General features: G+C 48.1%; 24 protein-coding genes. 7 read left to right on the plus strand and 17 right to left on the minus strand.

Annotated features, from left to right (window positions below):
* Window positions 1-83: 83 nt before the first annotated feature.
* The gene (gene hpt / locus ACJHWT_RS08865; protein ID WP_000683335.1) at window positions 84-620 is read left to right on the plus strand and encodes a hypoxanthine phosphoribosyltransferase; all 537 of its coding nucleotides are present in this window, start codon (window positions 84-86) and stop codon (window positions 618-620) included.
* Between the two features lie 40 nt (window positions 621-660).
* Here hpt and can read toward each other — a convergent pair whose 3' ends face one another.
* Window positions 661-1,323, minus strand: coding sequence for a carbonate dehydratase (gene can, locus ACJHWT_RS08870; protein ID WP_000651599.1), 663 nt, complete (start codon window positions 1,321-1,323; stop codon window positions 661-663).
* A 108-nt stretch (window positions 1,324-1,431) separates the two neighbouring features.
* On the opposite strand from can, the gene ACJHWT_RS08875 reads away from it, so the two are divergent.
* The 4 genes from ACJHWT_RS08875 to ACJHWT_RS08890 all read left to right on the plus strand — a co-directional run bounded on the left by ACJHWT_RS08875 (window position 1,432) and on the right by ACJHWT_RS08890 (window position 4,963).
* Complete coding sequence (locus tag ACJHWT_RS08875) at window positions 1,432-2,358, plus strand: ABC transporter ATP-binding protein (RefSeq protein WP_000150637.1); 927 nt, start codon at window positions 1,432-1,434, stop codon at window positions 2,356-2,358.
* Window positions 2,355-3,125, plus strand: a complete 771-nt coding sequence (locus tag ACJHWT_RS08880; RefSeq protein WP_000972203.1) for an ABC transporter permease — start codon at window positions 2,355-2,357, stop codon at window positions 3,123-3,125. The genes ACJHWT_RS08875 and ACJHWT_RS08880 overlap by 4 nt, the downstream gene beginning before the upstream one ends.
* 104 nt (window positions 3,126-3,229) lie before the next feature.
* Window positions 3,230-3,670 carry a PTS sugar transporter subunit IIA gene (locus tag ACJHWT_RS08885; RefSeq protein WP_000901983.1) on the plus strand — a complete coding sequence of 147 codons (441 nt, stop codon included), beginning with the start codon at window positions 3,230-3,232 and terminating at the stop codon, window positions 3,668-3,670.
* A gap of 63 nt (window positions 3,671-3,733) precedes the next feature.
* Window positions 3,734-4,963 (plus strand): polysaccharide deacetylase family protein, encoded by a 1,230-nt coding sequence (locus ACJHWT_RS08890; RefSeq protein ID WP_000277910.1) that lies wholly within the window; start codon window positions 3,734-3,736, stop codon window positions 4,961-4,963.
* 3 nt (window positions 4,964-4,966) lie between these two features.
* Here the strand turns inward: ACJHWT_RS08890 and panD are convergent, their stop codons facing one another.
* A complete protein-coding gene (gene panD, locus ACJHWT_RS08895) occupies window positions 4,967-5,347 on the minus strand; it encodes an aspartate 1-decarboxylase (protein ID WP_000621515.1) in 381 nt (126 codons plus the stop codon).
* Between the two features lie 273 nt (window positions 5,348-5,620).
* On the opposite strand from panD, the gene ACJHWT_RS08900 reads away from it, so the two are divergent.
* Together ACJHWT_RS08900 and ACJHWT_RS08905 are read left to right on the plus strand one after the other, a co-directional pair.
* Entirely contained in the window at window positions 5,621-6,541 is a 921-nt protein-coding gene (locus tag ACJHWT_RS08900) for an Rpn family recombination-promoting nuclease/putative transposase (protein ID WP_000339897.1), read from the plus strand.
* Window positions 6,542-6,609: 68 nt separating this feature from the next.
* Window positions 6,610-6,825 carry a hypothetical protein gene (locus ACJHWT_RS08905; protein ID WP_000404121.1) on the plus strand — a complete coding sequence of 72 codons (216 nt, stop codon included), beginning with the start codon at window positions 6,610-6,612 and terminating at the stop codon, window positions 6,823-6,825.
* Window positions 6,826-6,920: 95 nt separating this feature from the next.
* Here the strand turns inward: ACJHWT_RS08905 and panC are convergent, their stop codons facing one another.
* The 15 genes from panC to thpR all read right to left on the minus strand — a co-directional run bounded on the left by panC (window position 6,921) and on the right by thpR (window position 21,051).
* On the minus strand, window positions 6,921-7,772 hold the full coding sequence (gene panC / locus ACJHWT_RS08910) for a pantoate--beta-alanine ligase (protein ID WP_000905362.1): 852 nt from the start codon (window positions 7,770-7,772) through the stop codon (window positions 6,921-6,923).
* An 11-nt stretch (window positions 7,773-7,783) separates the two neighbouring features.
* Entirely contained in the window at window positions 7,784-8,578 is a 795-nt protein-coding gene (gene panB / locus ACJHWT_RS08915) for a 3-methyl-2-oxobutanoate hydroxymethyltransferase (RefSeq protein WP_000805460.1), read from the minus strand.
* Between the two features lie 111 nt (window positions 8,579-8,689).
* Window positions 8,690-9,979, minus strand: coding sequence for a fimbrial-like adhesin (locus ACJHWT_RS08920; protein ID WP_071593075.1), 1,290 nt, complete (start codon window positions 9,977-9,979; stop codon window positions 8,690-8,692).
* 25 nt (window positions 9,980-10,004) lie between these two features.
* Window positions 10,005-10,601, minus strand: a complete 597-nt coding sequence (locus ACJHWT_RS08925) for a fimbrial-like protein (RefSeq protein ID WP_001247918.1) — start codon at window positions 10,599-10,601, stop codon at window positions 10,005-10,007.
* 26 nt (window positions 10,602-10,627) lie between these two features.
* A complete protein-coding gene (yadL, locus tag ACJHWT_RS08930; RefSeq protein WP_001317620.1) occupies window positions 10,628-11,236 on the minus strand; it encodes a fimbrial-like protein YadL in 609 nt (202 codons plus the stop codon).
* 11 nt (window positions 11,237-11,247) lie between these two features.
* Complete coding sequence (locus tag ACJHWT_RS08935) at window positions 11,248-11,820, minus strand: fimbrial protein (RefSeq protein ID WP_000598296.1); 573 nt, start codon at window positions 11,818-11,820, stop codon at window positions 11,248-11,250.
* 16 nt (window positions 11,821-11,836) lie between these two features.
* Window positions 11,837-14,437, minus strand: a complete 2,601-nt coding sequence (locus ACJHWT_RS08940) for an outer membrane usher protein (RefSeq protein ID WP_000153309.1) — start codon at window positions 14,435-14,437, stop codon at window positions 11,837-11,839.
* Window positions 14,438-14,471: 34 nt separating this feature from the next.
* Entirely contained in the window at window positions 14,472-15,212 is a 741-nt protein-coding gene (locus ACJHWT_RS08945; RefSeq protein ID WP_000465918.1) for a fimbrial chaperone, read from the minus strand.
* A 108-nt stretch (window positions 15,213-15,320) separates the two neighbouring features.
* Window positions 15,321-15,911 (minus strand): fimbrial protein, encoded by a 591-nt coding sequence (locus tag ACJHWT_RS08950; protein ID WP_001317621.1) that lies wholly within the window; start codon window positions 15,909-15,911, stop codon window positions 15,321-15,323.
* A gap of 361 nt (window positions 15,912-16,272) precedes the next feature.
* Complete coding sequence (folK, locus tag ACJHWT_RS08955; RefSeq protein WP_000215150.1) at window positions 16,273-16,752, minus strand: 2-amino-4-hydroxy-6-hydroxymethyldihydropteridine diphosphokinase; 480 nt, start codon at window positions 16,750-16,752, stop codon at window positions 16,273-16,275.
* Window positions 16,749-18,146, minus strand: a complete 1,398-nt coding sequence (gene pcnB, locus ACJHWT_RS08960) for a polynucleotide adenylyltransferase PcnB (RefSeq protein ID WP_010723084.1) — start codon at window positions 18,144-18,146, stop codon at window positions 16,749-16,751. The genes folK and pcnB overlap by 4 nt, the downstream gene beginning before the upstream one ends.
* A 59-nt stretch (window positions 18,147-18,205) precedes the next feature.
* A complete protein-coding gene (gene gluQRS, locus ACJHWT_RS08965) occupies window positions 18,206-19,102 on the minus strand; it encodes a tRNA glutamyl-Q(34) synthetase GluQRS (RefSeq protein WP_032148612.1) in 897 nt (298 codons plus the stop codon).
* Window positions 19,103-19,168: 66 nt separating this feature from the next.
* Window positions 19,169-19,624 (minus strand): RNA polymerase-binding protein DksA, encoded by a 456-nt coding sequence (gene dksA / locus ACJHWT_RS08970; RefSeq protein WP_001155227.1) that lies wholly within the window; start codon window positions 19,622-19,624, stop codon window positions 19,169-19,171.
* Between the two features lie 177 nt (window positions 19,625-19,801).
* Window positions 19,802-20,506, minus strand: a complete 705-nt coding sequence (gene sfsA / locus ACJHWT_RS08975) for a DNA/RNA nuclease SfsA (RefSeq protein ID WP_000396038.1) — start codon at window positions 20,504-20,506, stop codon at window positions 19,802-19,804.
* 14 nt (window positions 20,507-20,520) lie between these two features.
* Window positions 20,521-21,051 (minus strand): RNA 2',3'-cyclic phosphodiesterase, encoded by a 531-nt coding sequence (gene thpR / locus ACJHWT_RS08980; RefSeq protein ID WP_001294687.1) that lies wholly within the window; start codon window positions 21,049-21,051, stop codon window positions 20,521-20,523.
* Window positions 21,052-21,102: the final 51 nt, after the last annotated feature.

Consider the following 21,102-nt stretch of genomic DNA (forward strand, 5'->3'; position numbering starts at 1 on the left):
TATACTGCGTGTCTTGCGCTTTGTTGCGGTGCTGAAACCTGCCCGTGCGAAGTGATTTGTTTTTAAATCATATGGTTAGAGATATGAAACATACTGTAGAAGTAATGATCCCCGAAGCGGAGATTAAAGCGCGTATCGCCGAACTGGGTCGTCAGATTACTGAGCGTTACAAAGACAGTGGCAGCGATATGGTGCTGGTTGGTCTGCTGCGTGGCTCATTTATGTTTATGGCGGACCTGTGCCGTGAAGTTCAGGTATCTCATGAAGTCGATTTTATGACCGCCTCCAGCTACGGTAGCGGCATGTCCACCACCCGTGATGTGAAAATCCTCAAAGATCTGGATGAAGATATCCGTGGCAAGGACGTGCTGATTGTTGAAGATATCATCGACTCGGGGAATACACTGTCGAAAGTGCGTGAGATCTTAAGCCTGCGCGAACCGAAGTCGTTGGCGATTTGTACGCTGCTGGATAAACCGTCCCGTCGTGAAGTGAACGTCCCGGTAGAATTTATCGGTTTCTCGATCCCGGATGAGTTTGTGGTGGGTTACGGCATTGATTACGCACAGCGTTACCGTCATCTGCCGTATATCGGCAAAGTGATTCTGCTGGACGAGTAAGTGTGAAGTTGCCGGATGTGTTGCATCCGGCATGGCATTTTTATTTGTGGTTGGCGTGTTTCAGCTTGAGGTTGGAGATCCCGTGACGGTAACGTTGCTCAAGGGTTTCGCGGTTAGTCGCTGTGACATCCAGATCACGTAGCAAGCCGTCGTGAATGCCGTAGGCCCAGCCGTGTATGGTGACTTTCTGCCCGCGTTTCCACGCTGATTGCATAATGGTGGAGTGGCCCAGGTTATACACCTGTTCCATGACGTTCAGTTCACACAAGGTATCCAGACGGCGCTCTTGCGGCATTTCGCCGAGCAATGAGCTATGTTTGAACCAGATATCACGGATATGCAGCAGCCAGTTGTTGATAAGCCCCAGTTCCGGGTTTTCAACTGCGGCTTGTACGCCGCCGCAACCGTAGTGGCCACAGATAATAATGTGTTCAACTTCGAGTACATCCACTGCATACTGAACCACGGAAAGGCAGTTCAGGTCGGTGTGAATGACCAGGTTAGCAACATTACGGTGAACAAAGAGTTCGCCCGGCTCAAGACCGGTTAAACGTTCTGCAGGAACGCGACTGTCGGAACATCCAATCCATAGAAAGCGCGGTTTTTGCGCTTGTGCCAGTTTCTCAAAAAACCCGGGATCCTCTTCCACCAGCATTTTTGACCATAGTGCATTGTTGCTGATGAGTGTATCTATGTCTTTCATGGAGGTTAACGACCTGTAACCAAATAATTACGTTTGGCTAATATAGGGCAACTCCGGGACGATTTAAACCACAGATAAAGTGTAAGAACGTAAGGTAAGTAAAAATTTATGACCATTGCACTGGAACTTCAACAGCTTAAAAAAACCTATCCAGGCGGCGTTCAGGCGCTTCGTGGAATCGATTTGCAGGTCGAAGCGGGTGATTTTTATGCGCTTCTCGGGCCGAACGGGGCCGGAAAATCGACCACTATCGGTATTATCAGCTCTCTGGTAAATAAAACCTCCGGGCGGGTCAGCGTATTTGGTTACGATCTCGAGAAAGATGTCGTAAACGCTAAACGTCAGTTGGGTCTGGTGCCACAGGAATTTAACTTCAACCCGTTTGAAACCGTGCAGCAAATTGTGGTGAATCAGGCAGGGTACTACGGTGTGGAGCGCAAAGAAGCGTACATTCGCAGCGAAAAGTATCTTAAACAACTCGATCTATGGGGAAAACGCAACGAACGTGCGCGTATGTTATCTGGCGGGATGAAGCGCCGTTTAATGATTGCCCGTGCGTTAATGCATGAACCTAAACTACTGATTCTCGACGAACCGACCGCAGGCGTGGATATCGAACTTCGCCGCTCAATGTGGGGCTTTTTGAAGGATTTAAACGACAAAGGCACCACTATCATTCTCACCACACACTACCTGGAAGAAGCAGAAATGCTGTGCCGCAATATCGGCATTATTCAACACGGTGAGCTGGTGGAAAATACCTCGATGAAGGCGCTGCTGGCGAAGCTGAAATCGGAAACCTTTATTCTCGATCTCGCACCGAAAAGCCCGTTACCGAAGCTCGATGGCTATCAGTATCGACTGGTCGATACCGCGACGCTGGAAGTTGAAGTTCTGCGTGAGCAGGGGATCAACAGCGTATTTACGCAGTTAAGTGAGCAGGGCATTCAGGTATTAAGTATGCGTAACAAAGCTAACCGTCTGGAAGAGCTGTTTGTTTCACTGGTTAATGAAAAACAAGGAGATCGCGCATGATGCATCTTTACTGGGTGGCACTAAAAAGCATCTGGGCGAAAGAGATCCATCGCTTTATGCGTATCTGGGTGCAGACGCTGGTGCCACCGGTCATCACCATGACCCTTTACTTTATTATCTTCGGTAACCTGATTGGTTCGCGTATTGGCGATATGCATGGCTTCAGCTACATGCAGTTCATTGTACCGGGGCTGATCATGATGTCGGTGATCACCAACGCCTACGCTAACGTCGCGTCATCATTTTTTGGTGCCAAGTTCCAGCGTAATATTGAAGAGCTGCTGGTAGCGCCGGTTCCGACTCACGTCATTATTGCCGGATATGTCGGCGGTGGCGTGGCGCGTGGTCTGTTTGTTGGCATTCTGGTGACGGCAATTTCACTGTTTTTTGTGCCGTTTCAGGTGCATTCGTGGGTATTTGTCGCTTTAACGCTGGTGCTCACGGCGGTGTTGTTCTCCCTTGCGGGTTTGCTGAACGGCGTGTTTGCCAAAACGTTCGATGACATCAGCCTGGTGCCAACCTTTGTGTTAACGCCACTTACGTATTTGGGCGGGGTCTTTTACTCACTGACTTTGTTGCCGCCGTTCTGGCAAGGGCTGTCGCACCTGAACCCAATCGTTTATATGATCAGTGGTTTCCGCTACGGCTTCCTCGGTATCAATGATGTTCCGCTGGTCACTACCTTTGGCGTACTGGTGGTCTTTATTGTGGCGTTTTATTTAATCTGTTGGTCGCTGATCCAACGTGGACGTGGTTTGCGTAGCTAAGGCTATTTCCTCTCCTCTGGATTTGGGGGAGAGGAGTTTTGACGGCTATCACCCTTTATCAACAATGGTCAGGGTAGACTGATTTTCGGCTAAGGAGGAAGGCGATGTTAGGTTGGGTAATTACCTGTCACGATGACCGGGCGCAAGAGATACTGGATGCGCTGGAGAAAAAACATGGGGCACTTCTTCAGTGCCGGGCCGTGAATTTCTGGCGTGGGTTAAGCTCTAATATGCTCAGCCGCATGATGTGCGATGCTCTGCATGAAGCGGACTCTGGTGAGGGTGTCATCTTCTTAACCGATATAGCCGGAGCGCCGCCGTACCGCGTGGCTTCGCTATTAAGCCATAAACATTCCCGCTGCGAAGTGATTTCTGGCGTCACGTTACCGTTAATTGAGCAGATGCTGGCCTACCGTGAAACGTTATCCAGCGCAGAGTTTCGCGAGCGTATTGTCGAACTGGGTGCGCCGGAGGTGAGTAGTCTTTGGCACCAGCAACAAAAAAATCCGCCTTTCGTCCTCAAACATAATTTGTATGAGTATTAACCCGCGATTCTGATGGCGCTTTTGCTACAATAAAAGCGTTGTTTCACCCTCGGTTATTTTTTCATGTACAAACAAGCTGTTATTCTCCTGCTGATGCTGTTTACCGCAAGTGTCAGTGCCGCGTTACCTGCCCGTTATATGCAAACCATCGAAAATGCTGCGGTCTGGGCGCAAATTGGCGACAAGATGGTGACGGTGGGGAATATTCGGGCCGGACAAATCATTGCCGTGGAGCCCACTGCCGCAAGTTATTACGCATTTAATTTTGGCTTTGGTAAAGGGTTTATCGATAAAGGTCATCTCGAGCCGGTTCAGGGGCGACAAAAAGTTGAAGACGGTTTGGGTGACCTCAACAAGCCGCTGAGTAATCAGAACTTAGTTACCTGGAAAGATACGCCGGTCTATAACGCGCCGAGTGCGGGCAGTGCGCCGTTTGGGGTACTGGCGGACAATTTGCGCTACCCGATTTTGCATAAACTGAAAGACAGGTTAAATCAAACCTGGTATCAGATCCGTATTGGCGATCGACTGGCCTATATCAGCGCGCTGGATGCCCAACCCGATAATGGCCTGCCGGTGCTAACCTATCACCATATTCTGCGCGACGAAGAAAACACCCGTTTTCGCCATACTTCGACGACCACCTCGGTACGCGCTTTCAATAACCAGATGGCCTGGCTGCGCGACAGGGGATACACGACACTGAGTATGGTGCAGCTGGAAGGTTACGTGAAGAATAAGATCAATCTCCCTGCGCGAGCGGTGGTGATTACCTTTGATGATGGCCTCAAATCGGTGAGCCGCTATGCGTATCCTGTGTTGAAACAATATGGCATGAAGGCGACGGCGTTTATTGTTACCTCGCGCATCAAACGTCACCCGCAGAAGTGGGACCCAAAATCGCTGCAATTTATGAGCGTTTCTGAACTTAACGAAATTCGCGATGTATTTGATTTCCAGTCACATACCCATTTTTTGCATCGTGTGGATGGTTATCGCCGACCCATATTACTGAGCCGTAGTGAGCATAATATTCTGTTTGATTTTTCACGTTCACGCCGCGCTCTGGCGCAATTTAATCCGCATGTCTGGTATCTTTCGTATCCGTTTGGCGGCTTTAATGACAAAGCCGTGAAGGCAGCAAACGATGCCGGATTTCACCTGGCGGTGACGACTATGAAAGGCAAAGTAAAACCGGGAGATAATCCGTTGTTACTAAAACGACTTTATATCTTAAGAACGGATTCGCTGGAGACGATGTCGCGGCTGGTGAGTAACCAGCCGCAGGGATAACAATCAAGCAACCTGTACCGGAATGGCTTTCGCGGTACGTTTCATTTCATTGTCGCCTTCAAAATAGGCGACGTTGGGTCGCCAGGTGCGAGCTTCTTCATCTGGCATAGTAACGAAGCTGGCGATGATGACAATATCGCCGACGCTGGCGCAGTGGGCCGCCGCACCGTTAACGGAAATAATTCTCGAACCGCGTTCTGCCGCGATGGCATAGGTGGAGAAACGCTTGCCGTTGGTCACATTCCAGATATCAATGGCTTCGTTTTCGAGAATACCGGCTGCGTCAAGAAAATCCTGGTCAATGGCGCAAGAACCTTCATAGTGCAGGTCCGCATGAGTCACTTTCACGCGGTGGAGTTTGCCCTGCAGCATCGTGCGAATCATAACTTCTACCTTTCTACCCTGTCGTTAACGAAGCAGGCGATGCCTGCTTTGAGGAAATTCTCACGCAGTATTGCCCGATTTTTGTTTAGTGTCTACTCATCTGACGGCATTTGCATCAGCAGTTTGCGTACCGTGCCGAAGCGTGCCATGTAACGCCTGTAACCAATTGAAATTTCTCTGAACGCTGCTCGGTAAACACTAAAGAGGCGGCTGACGACGGCGCGCCTTGACTGGATACTGCCTTCACGCAAGACAACACGGAAGGCAGGGAAGATGGATGCACCGAGTACCACACCGCATGACGCGGTATTTAAACAATTTTTAATGCATGCGGAAACGGCTCGTGACTTTCTGGATATCCATTTGCCAGCGGAACTACGCGAACTGTGTGACCTCGACACGCTGCATCTTGAGTCGGGGAGTTTTATTGAAGAAAGCCTGAAAGGGCACAGCATGGACGTACTCTATTCCGTGCAAATGCAGGGTAATCCCGGTTATTTGCATGTGGTGATTGAACATCAAAGCAAGCCGGATAAGAAAATGACCTTTCGCATGATGCGCTATGCCATTGCCGCCATGCACCGGCATCTGGAGGCGGATCACGATAAGCTGCCGCTGGTGGTGCCGATTCTGTTTTATCAGGGCGAGGCCACACCTTATCCGCTCTCAATGTGCTGGTTTGATATGTTTTACTCGCCGGAGCTGGCGCGACGCGTTTACAACAACCCTTTCCCGCTGGTGGATATCACCATCACACCGGATGACGAAATCATGCAACATCGGCGGATTGTGATTCTCGAACTACTGCAAAAACATATTCGCCAGCGCGACTTAATGTTATTGCTGGAGCAACTGGTCACGCTGATTGACGAAGGGTACACTAGCGGAAGTCAGTTAGTTGCCATGCAAAACTATATGCTGCAACGCGGTCATACTGAACAAGCGGATTTGTTTTATGGTGTGCTGAGAGACAGGGAAACGGGAGGGCAGTCTATGATGACGCTGGCGCAGTGGTTTGAAGAGAGGGGAAGACAGGAGGAAAGGCAGGAGGTAAGACAGGAGGTAATACAAGAGGTTAGACAGGAAGTAAGACAGGAATTCGCCCTGCGTTTTCTGAGTAAAGGGATGTCTCGGGAAGACGTTGCAGAGATGGCAAATTTACCTCTTGCTGAGGTTGATAAGCTGATTAGCTAAGTTATCTGCATTATCAGTTATAGCCAGATAATTGTTATTGTTAACTGACCAGATAATTAAGGGAACATATGGAAATAAAGACACGGAGAGAAACCAGGCAGACGTTGGCGCAGTGGTTTGAAGAGAAGGGATTTCAGAAGGGATTTCAGAAGGGATATAAAGAGGGACTCCGGAAGGTAAGGCTGGCCCAGCGTCTTCTGAGTAAAGGAATGTCTCGGGAAGACGTTGCAGAGATGGCAACTTTATCTCTTACAGAGGTTGATAAGCTAATTAACTCTAACTAAGTTGTCTGCGTTATGAATAATCGCTTACAGACGTCATCGCCATGACGTGGGGTAAATTAATAACTGGCGCCATCAGCCGTAGCGCCAGATAAGGATTACGCCAGTTCGACGATTTTGTTGTCGATCAGGCGAGCATCGCCAAGCCAGGCGGCTACCAGAATCACTGCCCGTTTGCTGTTTTCAGAGACTTCCTGCAACGTGTCGGCATCACGAATCTGAATATCATCGGCGCGGAAGCCTTTTTCATTCAGTTCTTGCCCGGCAATAGCAATAATTTCATCGAGATCCCGTTCCCCAGCCTGCAATTTGTCGGCAATTGAACTTAAAACTTTGTACAGACCGGGCGCAATTTTGCGTTGTTCCGCCGTCAGATAACCGTTACGGGAACTCAGCGCCAGACCGTCTTTGGCGCGCATAATTGGCACACCGATAATCTCAATATCAAAGCCCATATCAGCAACCATTTTGCGGATCAGCGCCAGTTGCTGAAAATCTTTTTCACCGAAGCAGGCGATGTCCGGCTGGACCAGATTGAACAGCTTGCTGACAATAGTCGAAACGCCGCGAAAATGTCCCGGACGGCTGGCACCTTCCAGCATGGTGGAAAGACCGGGAACATCAACATAGGTGTGGGTTTCTGTACCGTTCGGGTAGATCTCTTTTACCGAAGGCGCGAAAACTAGATCCACTTTACGTTTGTTCAGCTTTTCGCAGTCCTCTTGCAAGGTCCGTGGATAACGTGCCAGATCTTCCGGGCGGTCAAACTGCATCGGGTTAACGAAAATACTGACCACTACCACATCGGCGCGGGCTTTGGCTTCGTCGACCAGCTTCATATGGCCATCGTGCAGGTTACCCATGGTGGGCACCAGCGCCACGCGCTTACCTTCCATACGCAGGCGGCGAATTTGCTGACGCAGCAGCGGCAGGGTTTCGATAATTAACACAACGTCACTCCTTAATGGAAACTGTGTTCTTCGCCCGGGTAAACGCCGGACTCCACTTCAGCCATATACTGCCGCACAGCCGCGCGGATGTCGCCCGTTTCGGCGAGGAAATTTTTAGCGAATTTAGGAATGTGGCCGCCGGTAATGCCGAACGCGTCGTGCATCACGAGGATCTGCCCGTCAGTGACGTTGCCTGCGCCAATGCCAATAACCGGGATCGCCAGTGCTTCGGTAATACGTTTTGCCAGTTCAATCGGCACGCATTCCAGCACCAGCAGCTGTGCCCCAGCAGCTTCTAATGCCAATGCATCGCTGAGCAGTTGATCGCCCGCTTCATCGCCGCGCCCCTGGACTTTGTAGCCACCGAAAATATTCACTGACTGTGGGGTTAGGCCTAAATGACCACAAACTGGAACGGCACGTTCGGTCAGCATTTGTACGGTTTCCACCAGCCACTCACCGCCTTCAATTTTGACCATGTTGGCTCCGGCACGCATTACCGTTGCGGCGTTTTCAAAAGCTTGTTCCGGCGTGGCATACGCCATAAATGGCAGGTCAGCCAGCAGAAGGCAGTTTGGCGCGCCGCGACGCACAGCGGCGGTGTGATAGGCGATATCGGCAACGGTAACCGGTAGCGTGGAGTCATGCCCCTGAACCGTCATGCCCAGTGAATCGCCTACCAGCATGACGTTAAGTCCTTCTTCGGCAAACAATTTTGCGAAGCTATAGTCGTAAGCGGTGATGGTTGCGAAACGTTTTTTGTCCTGCTTGCATTTCTGCAATGAAGCAATCGTGGTTGGTTTCATAGCGTATCCTGATAAATGATGTTGTGCTGTCTCGCATTTTATCAGTCACATTGGTGGGGGCAATGATTTATCCGTATCGCACCGCCGTTGTCTGGCGGTGCGATAGTGTTATCAGGGGTAGGTAACCTGAAAAGTGCTGGTGGCTTTAAAATCCCCCGGTTCTATAGCAATATTACCGTCTTGTTTTAATGTAGCCTGGAAATGAAGAGGTTGTGAGGTACCGTTTCCTTTATCCGGGTAAATTCCTCCGGTAGTGTCATCTTCTGTTTCGTAATCTTTATAAACAGACGTTGAATCATTTGGTTTCAGTACCATTTGTGCACTTTTAGTGTTTTTTAAACCTTCAATCAGTACACCAACGCCTTTTGCTGCATTATTTCCTGTGAGTGTGTTAGCCAGAAGTTCTTTGCTTACACTGCCCACCTTGTTTGACATAAGTTTTGTTTCTATATTGCGAACACGAATACAGTTCTGTAGCGTGATATCAAAAGGAACCGCTGTTGCGCCATTTTTTATTTGCGCTGGGGTATAATCTCCCATTTTAACTGTTGAACCGCTTACAGATGGGCCAGTAAGTGCAGCAGTAAAACACGTTGGGTTGGATAACGTCATATTATCCAGGTCAAAATCTATTTTAAGGAAATAGCTGTGATCGTTGATACCGCCACCAAGACCATATCCTTTGAATGAGTAGAGATAACCACCCGGCTTAGATAATGTTACCTTGTTTGTCTTTGTGGGGTCAAAGTTGGTATCGGTATAAAATTCCACCGTGAGCGACTGCCAAACTCCACCTACGGCCCAGTATTTATTAGATGAGTTTGCATTGTTACAAGACCAATATAGAGTGGCTTCACTTTCGGGGATCCACCGAAAATATTGAGTTGGAGAATCGCCGATATACATACCTGATGAACTGATATTGGTTGTGGTGTATGATGACCAAATGTTTGATATCTTTAATGTATAATACAGGCCTGGGACAGATGTTTCAAATAGTTTATGCCCGCCATAACGTTTACCCGAATCAACCATTTGATTTTCAATTGCCATAGGCTCACCGCTTGCAGTGTTACTTCTGTTGCAGTAAAGGTAACCTCCACCTGAAGCGCTATTTAACTGAGACCAGTATAATGACACACCTGTTGGTCCGAGTTGGGTTGGTTTATAAAAAACTAAGTTATTTGTGCTTGTTGAATACCTGAATTTGACAGTAATGTCTGCACTGGGGCCTGTTTCTCTCCACTTTTGGTCTCCCGGACCCACTCCGTAATCATTCCCAACAAGATAGCTGACGTTATCATCGGTGCCGGCACTTGCTGTATAACAACAAGAGCATAGTGCTAAAAAAAGAAAGTATCTGAAGAATATCTTCATTTTTACTCCATTGTCATGCTGCAAGATAATGCTTGCAGCACTTTGTCTGTTATTCGTAGTAAATATCCACTAACACATGGCTTATAAGTTGGCCAGAGGTGACATTCAGCGCTGGATCGATTTTTTGCATTCGAGTGCTAAATTTCCAGGATGAATTGTTTAGTGCTGATGACATGACCGGATAAACGGAACGTGAGCTACCAGTTACGCCAAGAACGTTGAAGGTATTTGCCGGGTCCTGAATAGAGAATATAACTACCCCAACATTTTTAGCCCCGGTGTTGTCTTCATTGGCGAATATTTGACTGGAACCTGTCGCCATTACGCCACTGAGTGCGCGAAAATCAATATGTAACTGATTTAACACATTCCCTGTGCCCTGAAGTGTGCAGTCCTGTACTGTAATAGTGAACTCTTTTCCACCGGGGTGATAATTTTCGGCTGAAATGTTTCCGGTAAAATCGCCCACGCCAACGACACCTAAATCAATATTTCCGTTGTTGCTGATTCCACTTTGGCAGGTGTTATTTTTTATATTTGCAACAATGTCAACATCCTGTCCTGCAACCACAGGGAAAGTGGTGCTGAATAGCAAAGACAGAAGCAGAATTGATTTTTTCATCAGATTACGTTGAGTGGGGCGCATATTTAGTTCCTGAATCGGTCTGCCTGTTAGTTATAAGTCACAGTAAATGTTGCCGGAGCGGTGAAATCACCCGCGGTGACATCTGTAACGGTTTTATCTTTCGCGACCACCAAAACAGCACTCATCGGGTAATCGACAACATCACCTCCCGTCGCACCAGCAATACTGACTTCTTCTGTTGCGGGGGTGACGCAACTGAATTGTTTTGCGCCGTTTTTACCTGGTGTGGACGTACTCCAGACCTCAACGGCGACTGCCGCTGCTTTTGCTGTTGCCGTTGATGCGTTAGCAAATCCAGGGCCGTTATTAGAATTACCTTCGCATAAGGCTCGTGGGGTCAACTTTATTTTGGCCTTTTTCCCGGGAATCCCCGCACAGTCTTTGAACTGCAATTTGAAGGTTTTAATTTTAGTTTCGGCATTAATTTCAGAAATATATACATCACCGAAATTGATGGTGGACAGTTTAGCTGTACCGTCATCAGTCAACGTTGATGTACAGGTACCCATTTCTATGTCTGTAGTAACAGTCAGGCCAATACTATCAGTGGCCGCATGTGAGGAAATGGTTAACAGTGATGAAGCCAGAAATAGACTACCCGATAATCCATAACATAATTTTTTTAATATCATCATTGTCATCCTTGTTATTGATAGATGAAATTGAACGTTGCCTGTGCGCGAAATTTCCCGGGTATGCCCTGTCCTGGGGTTGTTTCGCGCAGTGCGACAGTCATTTCCAGACCACTGGTGCTAATTTCTGTGGTTTTCCAGCGGATGTATTCCGCGCTATTGGGTTTCAGAAACGTATCGCCCGAAGTCTCTAATCTTTTAAATCCCATACCAATATTACTGGTTGTTGAGGAGGAGTCAGAAGATTGTGGAATAATCAGCGATGTACTACCAGACTGATTTCCAGTCATTGTGGTATCAATCCAGCTAATTCCACTGCTACACCCACTGGCGACTAATTTGAAGTTGGCCTCAGATTGTGACGCTTTATTGACTATCTTATCCAGTCCCATCTTGGGGATTATCAGGGTATAACTATCATTGCCATTATCAACGACGTTTGAACCATTCAGCGATGTCAGGGTGATGTTACATGTTGTCGCTTTCACGGTAGCGGTAAAATCGACATTAACATCCGTTGCAAATACAGATGGCGATAATAATAGCCCCATGAGTATTGCTATTTTATGTGGTGTGGTTTTTATCATTGGAAGTCCCTTGTGGTTACTGTATCTGACAACGAAGTCCGTTCAGAATAATAGATTGCGCTATTTTTTCTGATGTCGTGTTTTGTTGGTAATGAGCAAAACAACTGACTGGTTTGCCCTCTTCAATCCAGGTAATTCGTATATTTCCTTCCTGCCCGATACCGCGAACAAAGGCCTGACCACCCTGACCTACGTTGCCGATGATATTGTTTTGTTCATCATAAATATCCGCTGCAAATGGAATATTTTTACCATCGCTTCGCACGATATTCATAATTGCCGATTGTCCCTGAACTGTTTCAAAATCAGCAAAGACGACGGCTCCCTGGCGCGGGACGGCGACAGTACTGGTGCTTTTCAATTCAACATCGTTTTCCAGATCGTTAATGTCCAGTGCGATACGGTTTTCATGGTATGGCGAAAGGGCGCTGGTCACACCATAACCCCAGCGGTCTACGGTGCTGTTTCCGTAGTTAATACGAGCGCCTTTTGCTCCTGGCGCCTGAATGACAGCCAGAGTGTCGGAATCACTAAAACTGTCATTACTGAACGTCAGCCCGCCGCTATGTAACACAAATCCACCATCAGTATTGAGTGAGAATTGGCGACTATTATCACTGCTTGCTGAGGCTGAACCTGACAGAGTTCCCCACGGCGATTCATAACTGGCATAACCGCCGATATAACTCAGGTCATCACTGGATTTATTCATCATATAACCCGTGTTTACGCTGTAGCTGATGCGATTGGTATCGCTGTAACCACTACTGCTGATATTGAGTTGGTTATTACCCTTAAAGTCGCTGTTTAATTGTGTATCAATACTCTGGAAGCCGGAGCTGCGGTGTTCCGTACCCAGTAAATTTTCTATTGGAATCGTGAAGCTGAGATAAATGCTATCGTCGGTTTGACCATCTTCATTCAACGAACGTTGAGCACTGATACTGTAACTGCCCCAGGACGCACTATTGCTATAACCAATAGAGTAATTAGTACTGTTTTGTCCGGAGGCCCAGTAATCTGACCAGCTTCCCGAGAGATAAAATGAACCGTAATCCTTTTTCTCAAATTTCAGCGGTTGGTTGATACTGACCGTGACCTGATTTTTCATGCGCGAGTAATTGCGCATGGATTTAGGCTCAAGATCTTGCTCAGGATGTTCTACTTCATCAATCAGCGTCAGCGCATCATTGAGGCCCAGATAATGCTGGGTGGAGTAGCGATAGGCCGCGATATTTAATGATGTACTGGTATTTTCAAATAACTTGTTCCAGGAAATACGGTAGCTTTGTCCTTGATAGGTTTTATCGTCCGGAATGCTGACATTTGAGTGAGTAACATCGACAGAAAAAGCCCCCACGGGGGTATTCATACCAAGCCCCAGCAATCCGGCGGTATAGTTATTATCAGTTAGCTGAATACCGGTATATCCTGTCAGGTAGTTATTCAAACCATAGTAGTAGCTGGCTTGAAATAAATTAGGCTCATCCTGGATACTGTCTTTTAAAACCTGACCGGCGCTAATATCCCAGCGACCAACGCCAGGGCGCAGCATTTGCACAACAGATGAAAATGGCTGGGAGAACGTCCGTTTTGTGCCATCAGCTTCTTCGATAGTCACAATGAGATCACTGCCATAACCTGACGGGCTAAGATCATCAATGGCAAAGGCCCCTGGCGGCACCGTCGTTTCATAGATTTTATAACCATTTTGCATAACGGTTACTTTGGCATTGGTATTCGCTACGCCATGAATGATTGGCGCAAAACTGGCTAATACCGGAGGCAGCATTCGACTGTCACTGTATAAGCGAATACCGCGAATGCTGACTGAATCGAAGGTCTCGCCGGTCGTGTAAGATTCACCAATAACCAGTTGTGAACGTAGTGACGCAAGATCGCGTTGTAAATAGCGATTCTGAAAATCATAATCACTATGGACATTGGTCATCCAGTTGTAGTTACCTGAGGCACGTAACCGCCACGCGCCTAAGTTTATCCCACCGTTGAATGCCGCATAGATACTGTCATTTGTTCTGCCTGGACTTTCACTGTGATATCCATTGAGGTTGTAGGAAAGCATGGCTGCATTAATGCCATTTTCCCACAAAGAGGGATCAACATAGTTTTGATAATTCTTCATAATCCATGCCTGGGGGACGTCGATATCCAGGCGTTGATCGTTAACATCGTAACGAATGGATGATTGAGGGATCATTTCAGCCAGATTGAGGCAATCACCAAGATCTTCGTCTCGCTTAAGCAAAATGGCTTTTTCGCTATTCTTGTCTGGTGAACTGATATGAAATTGCAATAAATTTTTCTGCGTAATGCAGGCCTGAGCGTTCTTTTTACCTTCAATAACAGTAAAAGCAATGCTTTGGCTCATGATAGGTTGATCGTTAACATACACACTGACATCGTAAATGCCTGGTAGTGTCGGGTTGCCTTCTGTATACCGACTAAGGTCGATATTTGAAGCATCCTTTCCCATCAGAAATGTATGGTCATATTCGACGAGTTCAGCGCATAAAGCACTGTTGCTATACAGCAGCGCGCAAAACGTGGCGATGCGGGTAAGGTGATTATGATATTTTTTAGTGGATTTAATAGTCACGTTCTGCTTCCTGCTGTGGTATATCCTTGCCAGATTAAAGGTTGGCGTTGCCTTCAATAGAGCCGCCAAAATCATTAATGGCGAAAAAATGCACTTTTGCAGAGCTTGTTCTGCCACTCATCCCATTTACCTTGATGACGTCGTTACTGAACGGCGCAATCATTTTCACATCCAGGGGATAGCGTTTGCCGTTGGCTTCTAAATCACCACTGCTAAAAGAGACATAGTAGGGCGTAGGGTTATCAACGCGTAATGCCGCTTTGCCTTCAGATGTTGCCCAGGACCACTTCAGAGCCAATGGCGCATCAGATGGAATTCCACTCAATCCTTCCGGGCGATAGAACAGTTTTATACGTGTACGAAATGCCAGTTGTAGCAGGCTTTGATTTGCTGCTTTTGCTGCATCGGGTTTTGGTGGAACTTCCAGTACGTTAAACCAGAACACACTTTCTCTGTCTTTTGGCAGAGCACTACTGGCGGTGTACATCAGTTTGATTGTTTGGCCACGTTTAGCATCAATACGTGATACTGGTGGCGTAGCGGTAAAGGGGACAGTAATACTGCCTGGTTCAGCGTTGTCATCTCCAGTATCTAACCAACTCTGAACCAGCAATGGGTTATTGCCTTTATTTTCCAGACGCACATTGACGCTTTTTTGTTCGCTTTTATAAACTACGCGAGTACCTGAAATTACGATGTCTGCAATAGCTGATGAGCTAAAAGCCATACAGCTCGCTAAGCACAATGCTGCGGTATGTTTAGTATTAAAAAACATAAACCGTTCCTCACAGAGTTAATTAAAACAGGGAATAACGTTCAAAAATAAATATGTTTGATGTTATTCCCTATATATATTCACCCAATCAATTTAGGTGGCTGATATTTACTGGTAAGTAATGGTATATGCTGAGTTAGTTTTTACATAACCGGCAGTTGCTGCTTTGCTTGCATCAGCACGAACATAGGATGCTTTAAAATCGTAGGTTGCAGTTTTAGACGTTGCATCCAGAGTTTTGCTGTAAACATCACCCGGATTATTAACCTGAACCTGCTTAATAGTGGAACCTTCAATATTATGCAGGGCAATATTCACACCATCAGATGGATTATTGATAGACATATCGTTATTCAGAGTACCTTTGCTATTGCTAAAGAACACGGAACCGAAAGTCATTTTTGCAGTAGTACCCGGAGCCGGGTTAGCTTTGCTGCAGTCAATAGTAATGCTGAATGGCTTAGCTTTAGCACCTACGGTGGTATCCAGTACACCATCGGTGATTTCAGCAACAGTAGCGGTTTGCAGCAGGATCAAACCATCTTTGTTACCGCCATCAACACGAGCTTCACAGGTGTTATCAACGACCAGGCCGCTAATATTTAACTGACCACCGTCCATATCGTTAGCAGCAAATGCAGTACCAGCAGCCATTGCCAACATAATACCAGACAGCGCAAAACCTAATTTTTTAGACATAAAAATCCTTGAATAATATTCCATAGAGAGATAACCGCACCGCATGACGATAAGAGTCTGCTGCAATGCTGCGTAACAAAATCGTTACTGTGTTAATGATGTTTGTCTGTTGTTTACCAACTATTACATTCATTCATCATCGGGATGGCTATTTTGCATAATGTGATAGCATATGCAATTTAATTTTACTAAAAATAAAAGTTAGTAAAATTAAATTTGAAAGCTAAGAGGGATAGTGTATGGCGTGAGAATTACGGGAAGGTATATTATATTTTCTAAAATTTTATTTATCTTAATGATATTGTTTTGGCAATAACTTGAGGTTGTTTTCAGAATATATTTATATTCACACGAATAATAATTACCACTTATCTAATTCATTAAAGCCTTTTGCCTGTAGAGCTTCAACTAATGATAAGCCATCAGGAAATAGCAATTCCGGCGCAATTTCAAACAGTGGCCACAGCATAAAGCCGCGATTTTTCATATCGTAGTGCGGAACGGTCAGACGTTCGGTATTTATTACTTCATTACCAAACAGCATGATGTCGAGATCCAGCGTGCGCGGTCCCCAGCGTTCAGCTTTACGGACGCGACCTTGCTGCAATTCGATACGCTGTGTGTGATTGAGTAGCTCTTCAGGGGCAAGAGTGGTTTTCAGCGCGACGGCTGCATTTAAGTAATCGGGTTGATCTTGCGGCCCCAGCGGTGGGGTGCGGTAAAACGAAGAAACAGCAAGAATGCGGCTTTCTGGAATATCGCCTAATGCTTTCAGGGCAGCATTGACCTGCTCCAGCGGAGAGGCCAGATTGCTGCCGATGGCAATATACGCCACTGTCATGCGGTACCCTCACGACGCGGTGCGCGTTTGCGTGGACGACGAGTACGGCGACGCGGTGACGGTTCTTCATCCAGTTCGTTAAGCATCCCTTTTTGGTCTGGTGGCGCGGAAACCTGGAACTCACCCCACCATTTCACCAGACGTTGCAGTTCAGCGTTACGCTCAACTTCGGCTCGTAAGGCCAACAGGTCGTATGCCGCACGGAACTTAGGATGCTCCAGCAGTTTCCAGGCGCGTTTACCCTGACGTCGGGACATACGCAACTGCAACTGCCAGATATCGCGGGTTAACGTCGTCAGACGTTTCGGGATCGCCAGTGAACGACAGGCTTCGTCCAGCACGTCGTTCATCGCCAGCGCGAAAGCGTCGTGATAGGTCAGGCCGCTTTCCTGGGCGATCTTCTGTGCCGTCTCCAGCAGTGGGTACCAGAACATGGCGGCAAACAGGAACGCCGGGTTCACGCGCATATCGTTATGGATACGCGTATCGGTATTCTTCAGCACCTGTTCAATGATCCGCTCCATCGGGCTGTCGCCATTTTCCGTGAAGTAGCGGGTAATGGTCGGGAACAGCGGCTGGAACAGGTGATATTCACACAGCAGCTTATAGGTTTCGTAACCGTAGCCCGCTTGCAGCAGTTTCAAAGATTCTTCAAACAGACGTGCCGGTGGAATATCGTTCAGCAGGGTAGCCAGGCGAGGGATCGGTTCTGCGGTTTCAGGACTGATACGCATACCCAATTTGGCGGCAAAACGTACCGCGCGCAGCATCCGTACCGGATCTTCACGGTAGCGCGTTTCCGGGTTACCAATCAGACGGATAACGCCGTCCTTCAGATCCTTCATGCCGCCAACGTAATCACGGACGGTAAAATCTGCCACGCTGTAATACAGGCTGTTGATAGTGAAATCGCGGCGCTGGGCGTCTTCTTCGATGGAGCCGAAAATGTTGTCGCGCAGCAACATGCCGTTTTGCCCGCGTTGGGAGGTCGTGCGGTCGCTGACGTTACCTTCGTGATGTCCACGGAAGGTCGCAACTTCGATAATCTCCGGGCCAAACATCACATGAGCCAGACGGAAACGGCGACCCACCAGGCGGCAGTTACGGAACAGTTTACGTACCTGTTCAGGCGTGGCGTTAGTGGTTACGTCAAAATCTTTCGGCTTTTTGCCAAGTAACAGGTCGCGCACGCCACCGCCAACCAGCCAGGCTTCGTATCCCGCTTTATTGAGCCTGTACATTACCTTCAGGGCATTTTCACTGATATCTTTGCGGGAAATAGCATGCTGCTCACGCGGGATCACCGTCACCTGTGGACGGGCGACTGCCTGTTCAGCCTCGCTTTCCTCGCGGCTTAGCACCTTGCGGCAAAAATTAGCGACTCGGGTAAAAATAGTACACCTCGGTAGTGTCAAACATCATTCAGGACAAAAAAATAGCGGCTAATCATAGCTCAGCATGACGCATTTGAGAATGTTGAATTTACAATTGCCGACTCAGGCACGGCGGTAAGCCGCCAGTTTTTGACGGCTGACTGAAGGATTTGCTCGACGCTGAAATCCTGCCAGTGTGCTTCTGCCTGCTGACCCAGAAATTGAAGTGCCGCGATTAGTACCGGGCGCGGATCGCCTTTCGGCAACGCAGGCGCATGATTCTGCTTGGAAAGTTTAGCGCCTTGTGGATTAAGCGCCAGCGGAAGATGAATGTAATCTGGCACTTGCCAGCCAAAAAGCTGGTACAGCGAGATTTGCCGCACTGTCGGTTCGATCAAATCTGCCCCGCGGACAATTTCGCTCACGCCCTGGAAGTGATCATCCACCACCACCGCCAGGTTATAGGCAAACAAACCATCACGGCGATGAATAATAAAATCTTCCCGCGCCAGTTTTTCGTCGGCGTGAATAATGCCGCGCAGCTGGTCAGTAAATTGAGTAACCGGATGCTGCTGGCGGATACGCACTGCGGCGTTGTCTGGTCCATGATGCAATTCCCGGCAATGACCGTCGTAAATACCGCCAATGCTTTGAATACGCGCGCGCGTGCAGGTGCAGTAATAACTTAGTCCTTGCTCATGTAACCAGGCGAGTGCTTCGCGATAGGCGTCGTGACGTTGCGATTGCCAGAGAACGTCGCCGTCCCAGTGCAGACCGTAATGTTCCAGCTGGCGCAGGATAGTCTCTGCGGCACCGGGAACTTCACGAGGCGGGTCGATATCTTCTATGCGTACCAGCCAGCGACCGTGCCGGGCGCGAGCCTGTAAATAGCTGCCAAGCGCGGCAATCAGAGAGCCAAAATGAAGTTCGCCGGAAGGAGAGGGAGCAAAGCGGCCAATATAGTGTGTGTCTGTCATCTCGTTGAACAAAAAATAAGGCGGGAGCATTTCCCGCCTGTGGTAAACGTGATGGAACGGCTGTAATTAGCCAGCCATTTGTTTTTCGCGAATTTCAGCCAGCGTTTTGCAGTCGATGCATAGATCGGCTGTCGGGCGCGCTTCCAGACGGCGAATACCAATTTCAACACCGCAGGATTCGCAGTAGCCGAAATCTTCGTCTTCCACTTTTTTCAGCGTCTTCTCGATCTTTTTGATCAGCTTACGCTCGCGATCGCGGTTACGCAGTTCGAGGCTGAACTCTTCTTCCTGGGCTGCACGGTCTACCGGGTCCGGGAAGTTGGCTGCTTCATCCTGCATATGTGTAACGGTGCGATCGACTTCATCCCTGAGTTGATTACGCCATGCTTCCAGAATACGACGGAAGTGCGCCAGCTGGGCTTCATTCATATACTCTTCGCCCGGCTTCTCCTGATATGGTTCCACCCCAGCGATGGCGAGAATACTCAGGGACGATGTTTTACGGTTTTGCCCTTCTTGCATGTTGCTTCTCCTTAACACGCACTATCGATCCCCATGTTCGGGGGAAAAATGAGGCCGCTATAAATAGCAGATGCTTTTCCGGATAGCAATTATCTAAACGTAACACTTGACAACTGTGTGAGGAAAAGCGTATTTGCGCACGCGACCAGAATGTAAATTAACCAGTTACATACTTTACTACAATGTAACCGGCAGTGATTTTTTAAGAGCCATGCCTTCAGCAGAAAGTTCCGCTTTGTAAGCCAGAATTTCTACCCCCCTCTGTTGAGCTTCTGACAATAGTTGCGCGTATTTCTCATCGATGTGGCGCGCGGGTGAAAACCGTGTAATGGCTGAATGCAGCACGGCGAAAAAGATAACCGCACGCTGGCCTTCAGCCGCTACGCTCATCAACTCCCGAAGGTGTTTCTGACCTCGTTCAGTGACCGCATCGGGAAAATATCCCTGTTCGTTCTCCGCTAACGTAACCGATTTCACTTCAATATAGCAGTCTGGACGCGAATCCGCCTGCAACATAAAGTCAATACGGCTGCGTTCGGCGCCGTATTTTACTTCGCTTTTCAGCGAGCTATAGCCTGACAGCTCTGAAATTGATTCATTAAGGATAGCCTCTTTCGTCAACCTGTTAGCCCAAAGCGTGTTGACGCAAATAAATGCGCCGCTCTGGCTTTGAGTCAATTCCCAGGTGTGTGGGTATTTCCGTTTGGTGTTGTCTGAAGTCGAATACCAGACGGTATCGCCAGGCGTTGCACAACCGGTCATCGCACCCGTATTCGGGCAGTGTAGCGTTAATTCGCGACCATCGGGTGTGATCACATCGGCTAAAAAACGTTTGTAACGCTGAATTAGCGTCGCGCGCTGTAGAGGGGGAGAAAATTCCATTACGACAATCCTTGTTATTGCGTTAGCGCCCAGCGTTTTAGCGGCGTGTAGCGTGTGCGTCCACGGGCAAACGAGGAGGCGTAAAGGGTGAACTCCGTCACCGTATACGACCAGTTAAAACCTGGCGGCGGGATTGTCACCGCCTCGCTGGCGTCGCGCAATAAGGTAATATGTGGATGAAACGGACGATTGCTTTGAAAACAACCGCTGCGGGCAGCCTGTGAACGGAGCATATTCGCCAGCTGGATTAAGCCGCGTGGTGGCTGACGCATCCCTAACCACACCACACGCGAACGCAGCCATTGACCGGCGTCATCAAGCGTGAGTGTGAAACCCGGTTGACGAATCCGCCCGGCTAAAAGAGAAAGCGCCTTCTCTTTCTCGGCGCTCACTTCGCCTAAAAATGCCAGAGTCAGATGCAAATTATCGGCGGCGACCGGACGTCCCGCGTCAGGTGGGAAGTGTGTGGCGCGCCAGTGGATAATCTGTTCGCGGATTTCTGCAGGTAAGTCGATAGCAAAGAACAGCCGTTGCGGTTCAGACATGTGAGGCACTCGGTTATGAATTACCGCGATGCTACAATGTGGCGCGAAGAA

Origin of the sequence: Escherichia sp. WS338, assembly GCF_046486405.1 — a bacterium.
In the GTDB taxonomy this organism is placed as follows: Bacteria; Pseudomonadota; Gammaproteobacteria; order Enterobacterales; family Enterobacteriaceae; genus Escherichia; species Escherichia coli.

What these genes read in the sequence shown, in the direction of transcription:
- folK (WP_000215150.1), bottom strand. Translation starts at nt 16,752, where the DNA reads ATGACAGTGGCGTATATTGCCATCGGCAGCAATCTGGCCTCTCCGCTG.
- dksA (WP_001155227.1), bottom strand. Translation starts at nt 19,624, where the DNA reads ATGCAAGAAGGGCAAAACCGTAAAACATCGTCCCTGAGTATTCTCGCC.
- gluQRS (WP_032148612.1), bottom strand. Translation starts at nt 19,102, where the DNA reads ATGACAGACACACACTATATTGGCCGCTTTGCTCCCTCTCCTTCCGGC.
- thpR (WP_001294687.1), bottom strand. Translation starts at nt 21,051, where the DNA reads ATGTCTGAACCGCAACGGCTGTTCTTTGCTATCGACTTACCTGCAGAA.
- can (WP_000651599.1), bottom strand. Translation starts at nt 1,323, where the DNA reads ATGAAAGACATAGATACACTCATCAGCAACAATGCACTATGGTCAAAA.
- ACJHWT_RS08880 (WP_000972203.1), top strand. Translation starts at nt 2,355, where the DNA reads ATGATGCATCTTTACTGGGTGGCACTAAAAAGCATCTGGGCGAAAGAG.
- ACJHWT_RS08935 (WP_000598296.1), bottom strand. Translation starts at nt 11,820, where the DNA reads ATGATAAAAACCACACCACATAAAATAGCAATACTCATGGGGCTATTA.
- hpt (WP_000683335.1), top strand. Translation starts at nt 84, where the DNA reads ATGAAACATACTGTAGAAGTAATGATCCCCGAAGCGGAGATTAAAGCG.
- ACJHWT_RS08890 (WP_000277910.1), top strand. Translation starts at nt 3,734, where the DNA reads ATGTACAAACAAGCTGTTATTCTCCTGCTGATGCTGTTTACCGCAAGT.
- ACJHWT_RS08905 (WP_000404121.1), top strand. Translation starts at nt 6,610, where the DNA reads ATGGAAATAAAGACACGGAGAGAAACCAGGCAGACGTTGGCGCAGTGG.
- ACJHWT_RS08900 (WP_000339897.1), top strand. Translation starts at nt 5,621, where the DNA reads ATGGATGCACCGAGTACCACACCGCATGACGCGGTATTTAAACAATTT.
- ACJHWT_RS08885 (WP_000901983.1), top strand. Translation starts at nt 3,230, where the DNA reads ATGTTAGGTTGGGTAATTACCTGTCACGATGACCGGGCGCAAGAGATA.
- yadL (WP_001317620.1), bottom strand. Translation starts at nt 11,236, where the DNA reads ATGATGATATTAAAAAAATTATGTTATGGATTATCGGGTAGTCTATTT.
- ACJHWT_RS08925 (WP_001247918.1), bottom strand. Translation starts at nt 10,601, where the DNA reads ATGCGCCCCACTCAACGTAATCTGATGAAAAAATCAATTCTGCTTCTG.
- panB (WP_000805460.1), bottom strand. Translation starts at nt 8,578, where the DNA reads ATGAAACCAACCACGATTGCTTCATTGCAGAAATGCAAGCAGGACAAA.
- ACJHWT_RS08950 (WP_001317621.1), bottom strand. Translation starts at nt 15,911, where the DNA reads ATGTCTAAAAAATTAGGTTTTGCGCTGTCTGGTATTATGTTGGCAATG.
- ACJHWT_RS08875 (WP_000150637.1), top strand. Translation starts at nt 1,432, where the DNA reads ATGACCATTGCACTGGAACTTCAACAGCTTAAAAAAACCTATCCAGGC.
- ACJHWT_RS08945 (WP_000465918.1), bottom strand. Translation starts at nt 15,212, where the DNA reads ATGTTTTTTAATACTAAACATACCGCAGCATTGTGCTTAGCGAGCTGT.
- sfsA (WP_000396038.1), bottom strand. Translation starts at nt 20,506, where the DNA reads ATGGAATTTTCTCCCCCTCTACAGCGCGCGACGCTAATTCAGCGTTAC.
- panD (WP_000621515.1), bottom strand. Translation starts at nt 5,347, where the DNA reads ATGATTCGCACGATGCTGCAGGGCAAACTCCACCGCGTGAAAGTGACT.